We start from the raw sequence: 12,959 nt of genomic DNA on the forward strand, positions 1-12,959 counted from the left end.
TGAACAGGGCGACCCGCATAAGTCCTCACCTCCTCGATCAGTCGTCGGAGTGACTCTACGCAGCCTGTCCCCGGCGATGCAATCGGATTATCTTCCGCGATCTGTTGAACCGTGCCAGGGCGCCTGGCCGTACCACCTCCCGACGGACTGAGAAAGGGGAATGATGCGAATCAGCACGTATCCCCCGCCCTCGGCCGAGGGAGCCGCCCCGATGGGCAAGCCGCGCTTACGTCACTGGATCCGGCGCGTACGCCCGGATGACGAGGTGGTCGTGTCCGCGCTCTACCGGGAATACCACAGGCCGCTGCTGGCCTTCGTGATCCGGCTGACCGCGGGCGATCGGCAGTGGGCGGAAGACGTGGTGCAGGAGACCATGATCCGGGCGTGGCGGAGTGCGGAACGGCTCGACCCCGATTCGGTCTCGCTGATGCCCTGGCTCGCCACGGTCGCCAGACGTATCGTGATCGATGACCGGCGGCGAAGGGACGCCCGCCCCCAGGAGTCGGGCGACGGACCGCTGGAGAGCATGCCCGTGCCGGACGAGATGGAGGGACTGCTGCACCAGGTGGTCGTGTCTGAGGCGCTGAAGGCGTTGTCGCCGGCCCACCGCGAGATCCTCAACGAGACGATCCTGCGGGACCGGTCGGTCAACGATGCCGCCGAGGCGCTCGGGATCCCGGTGGGCACCGTGAAGTCCCGGGTTTACTACGCCGTACGCGCGTTGCGGATCGCACTGGAGGAGAGGGGGGTGACGGCGTGACTTCGAGAGTCGAGCACACGGACGTGGGCGCTTACGCGCTCGGACTGCTGGACGAGGACGACAGGCTCGCCTTCGAGGCCCACCTCCTCGGCTGCCCCTCCTGCCGGTATGAACTGTCCGATCTGGCCGGCGTGGCAAGCGTGCTGAACGGGATCGGGCCCGTCGAGGACCCCGACCCCCCTTCCTATGACCGCCCCATCGGGGGCCAGGACGACGTGGTCGACCTGCTCCGGCGCAAGAAGGCGGCCGACAGGCGGACGCGCAGGGGCACGTTCGTGATCGGGATGGCGGCGGCGGTCACGCTGGTGGCGGGGGGTTTGACGATCGGCACGCAGCTCAGCGGGGGCGAGCCGGCCCCGCTGGCGCAGGGGCACGGCGGTCACATGGGCACGCACATGGGCCCGGCCGAGCAGTTCTACGCCGACGGCAAGCCCATCGAGGGCAAGGGCGTGGACGGGGTGACCGGTGGCCTGGTCGTGGAGACGAAGGGGTGGGGCACGCACGCGGCGCTCAAGCTGGCGGGGGTGAAGGGTCCGCTGGAGTGCGAGCTCATCTCGGTGGCCAAGTCGGGTGAGCGCCGGGTGATGACCGGGTGGTCCGTACCTCCAGCCGGGTACGGAGTGCCGGGGTCGCCCGATCCGCTCTACATGCACGGCGGCAGTGCCACGCAACTGAAGGACATCGACCGTTTCGAGGTGGTCACCTCGGCGGGTAAGAAGATACTCACCATCAAGGCCTGACCGGTCCTGGGGAAGCCCTCTCACCGCTGGTGGGAGGGCTTTCTTCATGCCCTCGCCCTTGTGTGGAAATTTACGCGTTCGCGGGTTGAACCGCACCGGGCTCCGGCGCGTACTGCTTGCCGTATCAACCGGAATATCAAGCCCTTTAAGGGGTTTCATTATGTCTATCCGGAAATTCGTATTTTCTAGTGCTTTAGCGGCAAGCGTGCTTGTCGTCCCGGCGGTGCCCGCGCACGCGTCCGGCGACGACGTCTATCTCGCGGCGGGCCTGCGCGGCGCGAACGAGGTGGGCGCCCCGGGCGACGCGGACGGCCGCTCGACCGTGGTGCTCAAAATCAGCGGGACCGAGGTGACGTTCGCGGCCCGGTGGCACGGGATCGGCACACCCACCGCCGGCCACGTGCACGCGGGCGCCAAGGGTGCGAACGGCGACGTCGGGCTCGACTTCTTCACCGAGTCCCTGCCCGGGTCGGTGCTCGGCGTCACCGGCACCGTCAAGGCCGGCGACGACCTCGTCAAGGCGCTCGTCGACAACCCCGGCGGCTTCTACGCCAACCTGCACGACGCCGCCCACCCCAAGGGCGCGGTACGCGGCCAGTTCCACCGGCTGAGCAGGCCCGTCGACCTCAACGGCGTGCTGCACGGCAGCGACCAGGCCACGCTCTCGTCCCAGGCGGACGGCCGCCAGGAGGTCCCCCAGGACGACGGCAGGCGGCGCGGCGACGCGGACGGCCGGGCCGTGTGGTGGCTGCGCCCGTCAGGCTCGTCCATCGCCTACACCGCCACCTGGTCGGGGCTGGGCCGGGTGACGGCCGGGCACCTGCGCAAGGGGCCTCCGGGCAGGAGCGGGCCGGTGGCGGCGGAGCTGTTCGCGGCCCGGGACGGGCTGCCCGAGAACGTGACCGGCGTCGCGGGGGTGACGCCGGTCGCCGCCAAGGTCGTCAAGCGCGTCACCGAGAACCCGGGCGCGTACCACTCGAACCTGCGCACCACCGAGTTCGACGGCGGCGCGGTGCGCGGGCAGCTCTCCGGCGAGGCGTTCACCCACCCGCGCGCGCTCACCGCCGACGTGCTGCGCGGCTCGCAGATCTACTCCTGCACGCAGCTTCCCGCCGGCGGCTACGGCTTCACCCAGCTCGGCGTGACGGCCACGCTGCGGCGGGGCATCGACCACTCGTTCGTGACGCCCGCGTCGGGGCCGCCGCAGTGGATCGCCCCGGACGGCAGCGCGGTGCGCGGCGCGGTCGTCAGCCGCACGCCGAACGGCGACAACATCCCCGAGCTGGTCCTCGACGCCACCCAGTCGGGCACGCCCACCGGGCTGCTCGCGCACGCCACGCAGATCCTGCGCCTCAACACCACGGGCGGCCTCGCCCCGGCCGGCTCCTGCGAGCCGGGCTCCGAGACCAGGGTCCCGTACGGCGCGGACTACGTGTTCCTCGGCTGAGGCCGGGCGGGGGACGATTCGGTCCCGTCCCCTGCCAGGCCCTTCCCGGTCGATCCGGCCCGGTCCCCCCGGGCCACCGACCGGCCGCGACGGGGTGCTCCGGCCCGGTCGCGACAAGCGCCCCGCCGCACACGGGAGCCCGTGCGGCGGGGCGCTCCATCATGCGCCCTCTGGCGGCGGGCGGGTACGGAAGACGGTGGCCGCCGCCGGGCGGGGATCGTCGCCGGGGCGGGGTGGAACCACCGTCACGGTCAAGCGTGCGCCGTGACGGCGGCCGGCCACGTGCCGGTCAGCGGGCGTCACCCTGGAGGCCCTCAGCCCCGTGCGGCGGGTGGCGCCCACTTGGCTCCGCCGTAACGGATGGACCTCGGCGACCCCGTGCGGCGGGTGCGACCGACCCGCCGAGAAGAGCCCGCGCGGAGAGGGTCTTTAGAGGCCCGGGGCCGGGAACTGGGCGGTGAGTTCGCTGACCTCGTGGTGGACGCGGGTGATGACGTCCTCGGCGTCCCCCTTGGCCAGGGCGGTGACGACCTCGTCCATCCAGGCGCCGATCTGCCGCATCTCCGCCTCGCCCATGCCGCGCGAGGTGACCGACGGCGTGCCGATGCGGATGCCCGACGGGTCGAACGGCTTGCGCGTGTCGAACGGCACCGTGTTGTAGTTGGTCTCCAGCCCCGCGCGGTCGAGCGCCTGGGCGGCCGGCTTGCCGCCGATGCCCTTGGGCGTGAGGTCGAGCAGGATCAGGTGGTTGTCGGTGCCGCCGGAGACCAGGTCGAACCCGCGCGAGGCCAGCTCGTCGGCCAGGGTCTTGGCGTTGGCGACGACCTGGTGGGCGTAGTCGCGGAACGACGGCTGGGCGGCCTCGTGCAGCGCGACCGCGATGGCGGCGGTGGTGTGGTTGTGCGGGCCGCCCTGCAGGCCGGGGAAGACGGCCTTGTTGAGCGCCGTGGCGTGCTCGTCGGCGGTGGCCATGAGCATGGCGCCGCGCGGGCCGCGCAGCGTCTTGTGCGTGGTCGTGGAGATCACGTCGGCGTGGCCCACCGGGGACGGGTGCGCGCCGCCCGCGACCAGGCCCGCGATGTGGGCGATGTCGGCGGCCAGCACGGCCCCGACCTCGCGGGCGATCGAGGCGAAGCCCTCGAAGTCGATGGTGCGCGGGATCGCGGTGCCGCCGCAGAAGATCAGCTTCGGCCGGTGCTCGAGCGCGAGCTGCCGGACCTCGTCGAGGTCGATGCGGCCGGTGTCCTTGCGTACGCCGTAGCGGACCGGGTTGAACCACTTGCCGGTGGCCGAGACCGACCAGCCGTGGGTGAGGTGGCCGCCGAACGGCAGGCCCATGCCCATCACGGTGTCGCCGGGCTGCAGGAACGCCATGTAGACGGCGAGGTTGGCGGGCGAGCCGGAGTAGGGCTGGACGTTGGCGTGGTTGACGCCGAACAGGGCCTTGGCGCGCTCGATGGCCACGGTCTCGATCTGGTCGATGACCTGCTGGCCCTCGTAGTAGCGCTTGCCCGCGTAGCCCTCGGAGTATTTGTTGGTCAGCACGGTGCCGGTGGCCTCGAGCACGGCCTTCGACACGTAGTTCTCCGACGCGATGAGCTTGACGGTGTCGGACTGGCGACGCTCTTCCGCCTTGATGAGCTCGGCGATCTGCGGGTCGACGCTAGCGAGAGAACCCATGACTCTCCTGTCATCATTGACGATTGCGAAGACCCAGGCGCACGGCCTCCGCTCCTTTCGCTCCCCGGTGGTCGATCCCACCCAATGCGCCAGTCGCGTCTCGTCCTAGACGATAGCGGATGTGACAGGGGCTTATTTCGTGGTGATCAGCAGATTCGCGTAGTGTCCGAGGTTCTTGAGGTCCAGGTCGACCGGGCCGGCGGCCTTGGGCACCTTGCGGAAGACGGCGAAGAAACGCCGGGTCTGCCCGGCCGGGATCTGGTCGCCGGGGGTCAGCTCCGAGCAGGCGCACTGGTCGCCCTGGAACATGGGCTTGACGGGCAGCGCCTCGTCGCGGAGGGCCAGCTCGACGTCCTTCAGGCTGTAGGCGTTGGTCTCGGTCAGGCCCCACACGCTGAGCGAGCTCTGCGAGTGGTCGTTGCTGACGGAGAACTCGAGCTTGACGTCGTCGCCCTGCCACCGGAGCGCCTCGATCCGCAGGACGATGGGCACGGTCCGGTAGCCGTCGTTGTACTGGAAGGACCTCGACGCCTGCTTCGTGCCGGGCGTGACGGTCGCGGCGGGGTCGGGCGCGTTCGTGGTGGCCTGGTGCGTGCCCGGCTGCTCCCAGGGGCGCCACAGCGCCAGCGTGCCGCCGGCGGTCAGCGCGGACGCGAGCACGGCGGCGATCACGGGCGGCGCCCAGCGCCCGCCCCCCGCGGGCCGGGGACCTGGAGCGGGGGACGCCTGGGGAGACAGCAGCGGCGTCCAGGCGTCGCTGACCGCGCGGGTCGCGGAGGCCACCGTCGCCCGCTCGCGGCCCATCAGGCGGTCGAGGAGCTGCTGCGCGGTCGGCCGCCGGGCCGGATCCTTCTGCAGCGCCAGTTCCACCAGCACCCGCAGCCGCTCGTCCAGCCCGTCGAGCACCGGTACGTGGTGCGCCACCCGGTACAGCACCTCCGGCACCTGCCCGGTCCCGAACGGCGGCCGCCCCGTCCCCGCGTACGTCACCACGCCGCCCCACGCGAACACGTCGCTGGCGGCCGTGATGGGCGCGCCGCTGGCCTGCTCCGGAGCCATGTACGCGGGCGTGCCCGCGACGACGGCGGACTGGGTGGCGTCCGGCTGGGCGATGCGGGCGATGCCGAAGTCGATGACGCGCGGGCCGACGGCGCTGAGCAGGATGTTCGACGGCTTGAGGTCCAGGTGCACGACCCCCGCCTCGTGGATCGCGGCCAGCGCGGTGGCCACCCCGACGGCCAGGGCCTCCAGGTTGGCGCCTCCCATGGGCCCCTGCGTCTCGATCATGGACGACAGGTCGGGGCCTTCGACGTATTCGGTGACGAGGTAGGCGGTGGCGCCCTCGATCCCGGCGTCGAGCACGGGCGCCGTGCAGAACCTGGCCACGTGCCGGGCCGCCTCGGCCTCCCTGGTGAAGCGGCGCCTGAAGTCCTCGCGGCCGGCCAGCTCCGGCCTGAGCACCTTGAGCGCGACCGGGGCGAACGCGGCGTCCTGCGCGAGGTAGACGATGCCCATGCCGCCCTCGCCCAGCTTGCGTACGAGGGTGTAGGGGCCGATTCGCCGGGTCTGATCGATCACGGGATGCATTCTGACCTCATGGCCTGACATTTGGTGGCAGAACGCTGGATCGCGCTATTTCGTGCGGCTCACGCCCGGCCAGAGCCGATCCACCTCGGCGTTCAGGATCGCCCCGATGAGCACCGCCAGCGCGGTGATGTAGAGCCACAGCAGCAGCGCGATGGGCGCGGCCAGCGAGCCGTACACCGAGACGGGCGAGAACCACGCCGCCAGCACCGCGCGCAGCACCGCCGCGCAGACGATCCACAGGAACAGCGCCAGGATGGCGCCCGGCAGCTCGCGGTACCACTTCGTCCGCACCGGCACGCTGACGTGGTAGAGCACGGTGAGGAACAGCACCGAGCCGATGATCACGACCGGCCAGTAGAGCAGGTCGATCAGGATGCCGTAGTCGGCGGGCAGCGCGTCCTTGATCAGCGTTGGGCCGACGACCAGGATCGGCATGACGATGATGCCGATGATCAGGCCGACGATGTAGAGGCCGAACGACATCAGCCGGGTGCGGATGATGCCGCGCTCCTCCCCCAGCCCGTAGGCGACCGAGATGAGGTCCACGTAGACGTAGAGCGCCCTGGAGCCGGACCAGAGCGACAGCAGGAAGCCCAGCGAGATGATCGACACCTTGCCGGCGTCGTCGCTGAGCACGTCGGTGAGGAGCGGGTTGATCACCTTGTTGACCGCGTCGTCGGTGAACAGCAGCCCCGCCTGCTCGATCACCCAGGTCTTCACCTGGGTGACCACGGTGGGCCCGAGCCAGGTGCCGAGCTTGCCCAGCACGCCGATCAGGCCCAGCACGAAGGGCGGCAACGACAGCAGCGCGAAGAACGCCGCCTCGCCGGCCAGGCCGGTGACCCGGTAGGTGACGCCGGCGTTCGTGGCCGCGCGCACGATCGCCCACGACTTGGTGTCGAGCACCCAGTTCAGCCTCGCCCGGGCATTCGAGACGGGCCCGCGCTTGGGCCGGGGAGGCGCATCGGTGGACGTCATGGCACCCAACGCTATTCGCAGTGACTCTTCGGGACAGCTTACGTCCCGCGACTGACCTAGTCGTTGTCCACGATGCGCGCGCCCAGCGGGAGGAGGGAGACGGGGATCATCTTGATGTTCGCGACGCCCATCGGGATGCCGATGACGGAGATGAACAGCGGGATCGAGGTCACGACGTGCCCGATGGCCAGCCAGATGCCGGCGACCACGCACCAGATGATGTTGCCCAGCAACGAGAACACGCCCGCGCCGGGGTCGCGCACCACGGTCCGGCCGAACGGCCACAGCGCGTAGGCGGCGATCCTGAACGAGGCGATGCCGAACGGGATCGTGATGATCAGGATGCAGCAGATGATTCCGGCCAGCGCGTATCCGATGGCCAGCCAGATCCCCGCGAACACCAGCCAGATGACGTTCAGAATTGTGCGCATGCTCACAGGATGTCACTGATCGTGCCCTCGGCGTCATCCGGCAAGACCCTGAACTCACCCTGACTTGGGCGGCCGCCCCTTTCCGGGTGCCCCGGCGAACGCCTGGGCGATCTCCATCCAGGCCCGCGCGGGCGCGCCCGCCGTCTCCAGGCCGGTGTCGGAGAGGTGGATGCGCTGGGTCACGACCAGGCAGAAGTCGAGCGCCGTCCCGCGTACGACGGCGTCCGCGTCGTCGGGGCCGGCCGTCCACATGGTCCCGTCGGGCATGGCCAGCTCCACGCGTACCGGCTCGCCGGGCACGGGCAGGCCGCGCACCGCGAAGCCGTACGGGCGGGCCCGGTATCCCAGCATGGCCACGTGCCGCAGCCGGGCCGTCGGCTCCCTGGTGACGCCGAGCGCGTCGGCCACGTCCTGGCCGTGCGCCCACGTCTCCATCAGCCGCGCGGTGACGAACGAGGCGGCCGACATCTCCGGCCCGAACCACGGCAGCCGGTCGCGGGCGCCGAGCGTGGCGAACACCTCCAGGCTGCGGGCGCGGGACGTACGGAACCAGTCGTGCAGCTCGCCCGGCGGCATGCCGCGCGCCTCCAGCGCGAGATCGTCGACCGAGCGGGAGTCCGACAGCACCGAGGCGCGGTAGGCGTCCGGATCGGTGGCGGCCCGCACGGCCGCGTCGTCGAACCAGGCCAGATGGCTCACCTGGTCACGGATCGCCCACCCCTCGGCGGGCGTGGGCCGCTCCCAGTCCTCGTCGTTCAAGGGCTGGAGCAGCGCTTCCAAGGACGCGGTCTCGGCACGCAGGTCGCCGAGTAATTCGGCCATGAGGTCCACGCGCGCCAGCCTAACCGGAACAAGGTTCTGGGAGAATAATGCAAGCGTGATCTGCGATAGCTGCAAGGAGAGGCGCCACGAGGACTGCCGCGGCGGCTCGTGGTGCGACTGCCAGCACCAGGAGGAGGAGCAGCCCAAGGAGTCGGATCTGGACTGGCCGCGCCAAGGATGAACTATCCCACACTCTGGACCCCGTCTTGGACATCCCGGACAGCCAGAGTAATCTCGGAGTATGCCAGCGGACCCCATGCTCGTCGGTCGACGACACGTCGACCTTCAGCGTGTCCGCAGTGCCATCTGTTGCGACGCCCGCTAACCCACATTCTTTTCTACCGCTGAGCGCGTCGCACTCTTCCTCTCCAGCCCTGCCCATCGATGAAGATGGCAGGTGGAACACCGCGCGCGCCCATGATCCGAAGGACGCGCAATGAGCACCCCTGCCAGCCGCACTCCTGCCAGCCGGCACCACAAGCGCCCGCGCGGCGAAGGCCAGTGGGCCCTCGGTTACCGTGAGCCGCTCAACAAGAACGAAGAGAACAAGAAGAACGACGACGGCCTCAACGTCCGCCAGCGCATCATCGACATCTACTCCAAGCGGGGCTTCGACTCGATCGACCCGGCCGACCTGCGTGGCCGCATGCGCTGGTACGGCCTCTACACCCAGCGCAAGCCCGGCATCGACGGCGGCAAGACGGCGATCCTCGAGCCGGAGGAGCTCGACGACAGCTACTTCATGCTGCGGGTGCGCATCGACGGCGGCCAGCTCGACCTGGCCCAGCTCCGTACGATCGCCGACATCTCCAACGAGTACGGCCGCGGCACCGCCGACCTGACCGACCGCCAGAACATCCAGCTGCACTGGATCGAGATCGAGTCGGTGCCGGACATCTGGGAGCGCCTGGAGGCCGTGGGCCTGTCCACGACGGAGGCGTGCGGCGACACCCCGCGCGTGATCCTGGGCTGTCCGCTGGCCGGGATCGACTCCGACGAGGTGCTGGACTCCACGGAGCAGATCCACGAGATCCAGGACCGGATCGTGGGCAACCCGGCGTACTCGAACCTGCCCCGCAAGTTCAAGTCGGCGCTGAGCGGCTGCCCGGCGCACTGCACGGTGCACGAGATCAACGACGTGGCGTTCGTGGGCGTGGTGAACGAGCACGGCGAGACCGGCTACGACCTGTGGGTGGGCGGCGGCCTGTCGACCAACCCGATGCTGGGCAAGCGGCTGGGCGTGTTCGTGCGGCCGGAGCAGGCCGTGGACGTCTACGAGGGCGTGGTCGGGATCTTCCGCGACTACGGCTACCGGCGGCTGCGGCACCGGGCCCGGATCAAGTTCCTGGTCAACGACTGGGGGCCGGAGAAGTTCCGGGAGATCCTCGAGACCGAATACCTCAAGGAGCGGCTGCCCGACGGGCCCGCGCCGGAGCTGCCGCGCGGCAGCCGCCGCGACCACGTCGGCGTCTTCCCGCAGAAGGACGGCAACTTCTACGTCGGGTTCGCGCCCAAGGTGGGCCGGCTCGACGGCGACAAGCTGCACGTGATCGCCGACATCGCCGAGCGGCACGGGTCGAACCGGGTCCGCACGACGGTCGAGCAGAAGATGGTCGTCCTCGACGTCGCCCCCGACCGGGTGGACTCCGTGGTGGCCGAGCTGGAGGCCAACGACCTGCAGGTCAGGCCCTCCACGTTCCGCCGCCAGACGATGGCGTGCACCGGCATCGAATACTGCAAGCTGGCCATCGTCGAGACCAAGGCCGCCGCCATGGACCTGATCGACGAGCTGGAGCGGCGGCTGCCGGACTTCGAGGAGCCGCTGACCATCAACGTCAACGGCTGCCCCAACTCCTGCGCCCGCATCCAGGTCGCCGACATCGGCCTGAAGGGCCAGCTCGTCGTGGACGAGAACGGCGACCAGGTCGAGGGCTTCCAGATCCACCTGGGCGGCTCGCTCGGCGTCAACGCCGGCTTCGGCAGGAAAGTACGCGGGCTCAAGACCACCGCCAAGGCGCTGCCCGACTACGTGGCGCGCGTCGTGTCCAACTACGACAGCCAGAAGAAGGAAGGCGAGTCGTTCGCCGACTGGGTCCAGCGAGCGGACGAGGCCGACCTGAAATGACCACACGAGCGGTTCCCTTCCACTGCCCCTATTGCGGCGACGAGGACCTGGAGCCTTACGAGGGTGATGGCGGCTGGTACTGCCGCGCCTGCGCTCGTGCCTTCAAGCTGAAATTCCTTGGAATCGGAGTGAAGATATGACGCTGGTCGACATCGAGGTCGGTTTGAGAGAGCAACGCGGGGCCCTCGACCTGCAGGACATCGTCGAGTCCGCCGCCACGTTCCTGGAGGGCGCCCCCGCGCGCGAGATCATCCGCTGGGCGGCGGCGACGTTCGGCGACCGGCTGTGCCTGACCTCCTCGATGAGCGACGCCCTCCTCATCGACCTGGTGAGCAGGGTCAAGCCCGGCGTGGACGTGTTGTTCATCGACACCGGTTACCACTTCGCCGAGACGATCGGCACGCGGGACGCCGTCCGGCAGGTCTATGACGTCAACGTGATCGACATCAAGCCGTCGCGGACGGTCGAGGAGCAGGACCGCGACCTCGGCCCCCGCCTGTTCGGCCGCAACCCGGACCTGTGCTGCTACCTGCGCAAGGTGGAGCCGCTGAACCGGGCGCTGGAGCCGTACCTTGCGTGGATCTCCGGCATCCGCCGCGACGAGTCGGCCAGCCGGACGGACACCAAGGTCGTGGAGTGGGACGCCAAGCGGCAGATGGTGAAGGTCAACCCGATCGCCGCCTGGACGCAGGAGGACGTCGACAACTACATCGCCGACAACGGGGTGCTGATCAACCCGTTGCACTACGACAACTACCCCTCGATCGGCTGCGCGCCCTGCACGCGGCAGGTCGCGGAGGGTGAGGATCCGCGCAGCGGACGCTGGGCGGGCCTGGGGAAGGTCGAATGCGGCATTCACCTGTGATCCCCAGCGGGGGACGCGTCCCGTTGGCAGGCGGGACGGCCCCCGGCCGCGTGCCACTGGTGGCGGTGGCGCACGGGTCTCGCGACCCGCGTGCCGCCGCCACCGTGGCCGCGTTGCTCGACCAGGTGCCGCTGGACGTCCGGGTGGCCTACCTCGACCACTGCGCCCCCACGCTCGGGCAGGCGCTGCGCGGTCTGGAGGAGGCCGTGGTGCTGCCGCTGCTGCTCACCGAGGCCTACCACAGCCGGGTGGACCTGCCGGCGGCCCTGAACGAGGCACGCGCCCGCGAGCCGCGCCTGCGCGTCCACTACGGCCACACGCTGGGGCCGCACCCGCTGTTGCGGTCCGCGCTGGAGCGGCGGCTGGCGGAGGCGGGCGTGCCGGCGGGCGACCCGGACACGGCGGTGGTGCTGGTGTCCGCCGGTTCGAGTGACGCCAGGGCCAACGCGGTGATCGCGGAGCTGGCGCGGGGGTGGCGGCGGTCCGGCTGGTGGACCGTGTCGCCCGCGTACGCCTCGGCCGCCGATCCGGCTCCCGCCGCGGCCGTCGCCGCGCTCAGGCGGGCCGGGGCGCCGAGGGTCGTCGTGGCGCCGTACCTGCTGGCGCCGGGCTACTTCGCCGACAAGGTGCGCCGCGACACGCTGGCGGCGGGCGCCGACATCGTGGCGGACGTGCTCGGACCGGCTCCGGAGCTGGTGGACGTGGTGCTGGAGCGTTACCGCGCGGCCCAGCGGCAGCCGGTGTCACTGGCGGGATGAGCAGCTCGGCGTCACTCGCGGGGTGAGCAGCTCGGCGTCACTTGCGGGGTGAACAGCTCGGGATGATCTCGCCGCTTCCCGGGTCGATGCGGATCACATCGGCCCGGCAGTTCAGCGTGCGGGTGTCCAGCACCGTCAGCCGCCACGCCGCGGGGTAGGCGGGCGTCGCGGCCAGCAGCCGCTCGGCGCGCTCCTCCGTCATGCGGCCCGAGCCGGCCGACGAGGCGGGGACCAGGGCCGCGGTGAGCTCGTTCACGCCCTCCCGGGCCTTTGCCGGATCGCCCAGCCAGCCGGGCGGCTCGGCGACGGTGGGGCCGCAGGGGCCGCTCGCCACGAACCGGCCGTTGAGCCAGATCAGGGCGTGGCCGTCCGCCGGGCAGCTCAGCCCGAACGTCACGCCCGTGGCCGAGGCCCGGAACCGGAACGTCTCCCGCTCCCCGCCCCGCTCGTACCGGTGGTAGAGCGGCAGGGCCGGGACGGAGCGTTCGGGTGCGGGCGCCGCGCCGGGTTGTGCCAGCACGCCGGTCCAGACGTCCTCGGGCATGGGCGCGGCCTCGGTGCGGGGCAGGCTCGCCACCGCCACGACCGCCAGCGCGGCCATCGCGATCGAGCCGGCCGTCCGCCCGCGCCGGCGGCGGATGGCGCGGGCCCGCGCGTCCACGTCCGCGACGGTCACGCCCCTGTGCCCGCCCGTACGCTCGGCGATGCCTTCGGCGCTGTCGCTGTCGAGCAGCTCGCGCAGGTCCTGCTCTTGTCTCGTCGTCAC

General features: G+C 70.8%; 14 protein-coding genes and 1 riboswitch. Of the genes, 8 read left to right on the plus strand and 6 right to left on the minus strand.

The window, feature by feature from the left end:
• Positions 1–211: 211 nt before the first annotated feature.
• From ACBJ59_RS41085 to ACBJ59_RS41095, 3 genes are all read left to right on the plus strand, one after another.
• Positions 212–760 carry a sigma-70 family RNA polymerase sigma factor gene (locus ACBJ59_RS41085; RefSeq protein ID WP_364115086.1) on the plus strand — a complete coding sequence of 183 codons (549 nt, stop codon included), beginning with the start codon at positions 212–214 and terminating at the stop codon, positions 758–760.
• The gene (locus ACBJ59_RS41090) at positions 757–1,500 is read left to right on the plus strand and encodes an anti-sigma factor family protein (RefSeq protein WP_375115526.1); all 744 of its coding nucleotides are present in this window, start codon (positions 757–759) and stop codon (positions 1,498–1,500) included. Before ACBJ59_RS41085 ends, ACBJ59_RS41090 begins: the two co-directional genes overlap by 4 nt.
• Positions 1,501–1,705: 205 nt before the next feature.
• Positions 1,706–2,947, plus strand: a complete 1,242-nt coding sequence (locus tag ACBJ59_RS41095; RefSeq protein ID WP_375115527.1) for a CHRD domain-containing protein — start codon at positions 1,706–1,708, stop codon at positions 2,945–2,947.
• Between the two features lie 429 nt (positions 2,948–3,376).
• Here the strand turns inward: ACBJ59_RS41095 and glyA are convergent, their stop codons facing one another.
• The 5 genes from glyA to ACBJ59_RS41120 all read right to left on the minus strand — a co-directional run bounded on the left by glyA (position 3,377) and on the right by ACBJ59_RS41120 (position 8,445).
• On the minus strand, positions 3,377–4,627 hold the full coding sequence (gene glyA, locus ACBJ59_RS41100) for a serine hydroxymethyltransferase (protein ID WP_375115528.1): 1,251 nt from the start codon (positions 4,625–4,627) through the stop codon (positions 3,377–3,379).
• Positions 4,628–4,651: 24 nt separating this feature from the next.
• A riboswitch (ZMP/ZTP riboswitch) is annotated at positions 4,652–4,734 on the minus strand.
• 25 nt (positions 4,735–4,759) lie between these two features.
• Positions 4,760–6,205, minus strand: a complete 1,446-nt coding sequence (locus ACBJ59_RS41105) for a serine/threonine-protein kinase (protein ID WP_375115529.1) — start codon at positions 6,203–6,205, stop codon at positions 4,760–4,762.
• Positions 6,206–6,259: 54 nt separating this feature from the next.
• Positions 6,260–7,192: a YihY/virulence factor BrkB family protein gene (locus ACBJ59_RS41110; protein WP_375115530.1), complete on the minus strand. Its 933-nt coding sequence runs from the start codon at positions 7,190–7,192 to the stop codon at positions 6,260–6,262.
• Positions 7,193–7,248: 56 nt separating this feature from the next.
• Positions 7,249–7,623, minus strand: a complete 375-nt coding sequence (locus ACBJ59_RS41115) for a YccF domain-containing protein (RefSeq protein WP_375115531.1) — start codon at positions 7,621–7,623, stop codon at positions 7,249–7,251.
• Positions 7,624–7,677: 54 nt separating this feature from the next.
• On the minus strand, positions 7,678–8,445 hold the full coding sequence (locus tag ACBJ59_RS41120) for a TIGR03084 family metal-binding protein (protein ID WP_375115670.1): 768 nt from the start codon (positions 8,443–8,445) through the stop codon (positions 7,678–7,680).
• A 55-nt stretch (positions 8,446–8,500) separates the two neighbouring features.
• On the opposite strand from ACBJ59_RS41120, the gene ACBJ59_RS41125 reads away from it, so the two are divergent.
• The 5 genes from ACBJ59_RS41125 to ACBJ59_RS41145 all read left to right on the plus strand — a co-directional run bounded on the left by ACBJ59_RS41125 (position 8,501) and on the right by ACBJ59_RS41145 (position 12,193).
• Positions 8,501–8,626 carry a hypothetical protein gene (locus ACBJ59_RS41125; RefSeq protein ID WP_375115532.1) on the plus strand — a complete coding sequence of 42 codons (126 nt, stop codon included), beginning with the start codon at positions 8,501–8,503 and terminating at the stop codon, positions 8,624–8,626.
• 60 nt (positions 8,627–8,686) lie between these two features.
• Positions 8,687–8,770, plus strand: coding sequence for a putative leader peptide (locus ACBJ59_RS41130; protein WP_311132608.1), 84 nt, complete (start codon positions 8,687–8,689; stop codon positions 8,768–8,770).
• Between the two features lie 111 nt (positions 8,771–8,881).
• Positions 8,882–10,570 (plus strand): nitrite/sulfite reductase, encoded by a 1,689-nt coding sequence (locus ACBJ59_RS41135; RefSeq protein ID WP_375115533.1) that lies wholly within the window; start codon positions 8,882–8,884, stop codon positions 10,568–10,570.
• A gap of 136 nt (positions 10,571–10,706) precedes the next feature.
• Positions 10,707–11,435, plus strand: coding sequence for a phosphoadenylyl-sulfate reductase (locus tag ACBJ59_RS41140; protein ID WP_375115534.1), 729 nt, complete (start codon positions 10,707–10,709; stop codon positions 11,433–11,435).
• Positions 11,417–12,193: a sirohydrochlorin chelatase gene (locus tag ACBJ59_RS41145; protein ID WP_375115535.1), complete on the plus strand. Its 777-nt coding sequence runs from the start codon at positions 11,417–11,419 to the stop codon at positions 12,191–12,193. The genes ACBJ59_RS41140 and ACBJ59_RS41145 overlap by 19 nt, the downstream gene beginning before the upstream one ends.
• A 37-nt stretch (positions 12,194–12,230) precedes the next feature.
• Here ACBJ59_RS41145 and ACBJ59_RS41150 read toward each other — a convergent pair whose 3' ends face one another.
• On the minus strand, positions 12,231–12,959 hold the full coding sequence (locus ACBJ59_RS41150) for a hypothetical protein (protein ID WP_375115536.1): 729 nt from the start codon (positions 12,957–12,959) through the stop codon (positions 12,231–12,233).

Origin of the sequence: Nonomuraea sp. MTCD27 (assembly GCF_041950495.1) — a bacterium.
Taxonomy (GTDB): domain Bacteria; phylum Actinomycetota; class Actinomycetes; order Streptosporangiales; family Streptosporangiaceae; genus Nonomuraea.

Excerpts from the sequence above, each read along its gene's own strand:
- ACBJ59_RS41140 (WP_375115534.1), top strand. The coding sequence starts at position 10,707 with ATGACGCTGGTCGACATCGAGGTCGGTTTGAGAGAGCAACGCGGGGCC.
- glyA (WP_375115528.1), bottom strand. The coding sequence starts at position 4,627 with ATGGGTTCTCTCGCTAGCGTCGACCCGCAGATCGCCGAGCTCATCAAG.
- ACBJ59_RS41115 (WP_375115531.1), bottom strand. The coding sequence starts at position 7,623 with ATGCGCACAATTCTGAACGTCATCTGGCTGGTGTTCGCGGGGATCTGG.
- ACBJ59_RS41130 (WP_311132608.1), top strand. The coding sequence starts at position 8,687 with ATGCCAGCGGACCCCATGCTCGTCGGTCGACGACACGTCGACCTTCAG.
- ACBJ59_RS41110 (WP_375115530.1), bottom strand. The coding sequence starts at position 7,192 with ATGACGTCCACCGATGCGCCTCCCCGGCCCAAGCGCGGGCCCGTCTCG.
- ACBJ59_RS41135 (WP_375115533.1), top strand. The coding sequence starts at position 8,882 with ATGAGCACCCCTGCCAGCCGCACTCCTGCCAGCCGGCACCACAAGCGC.
- ACBJ59_RS41145 (WP_375115535.1), top strand. The coding sequence starts at position 11,417 with ATGCGGCATTCACCTGTGATCCCCAGCGGGGGACGCGTCCCGTTGGCA.
- ACBJ59_RS41085 (WP_364115086.1), top strand. The coding sequence starts at position 212 with ATGGGCAAGCCGCGCTTACGTCACTGGATCCGGCGCGTACGCCCGGAT.
- ACBJ59_RS41120 (WP_375115670.1), bottom strand. The coding sequence starts at position 8,445 with ATGGCCGAATTACTCGGCGACCTGCGTGCCGAGACCGCGTCCTTGGAA.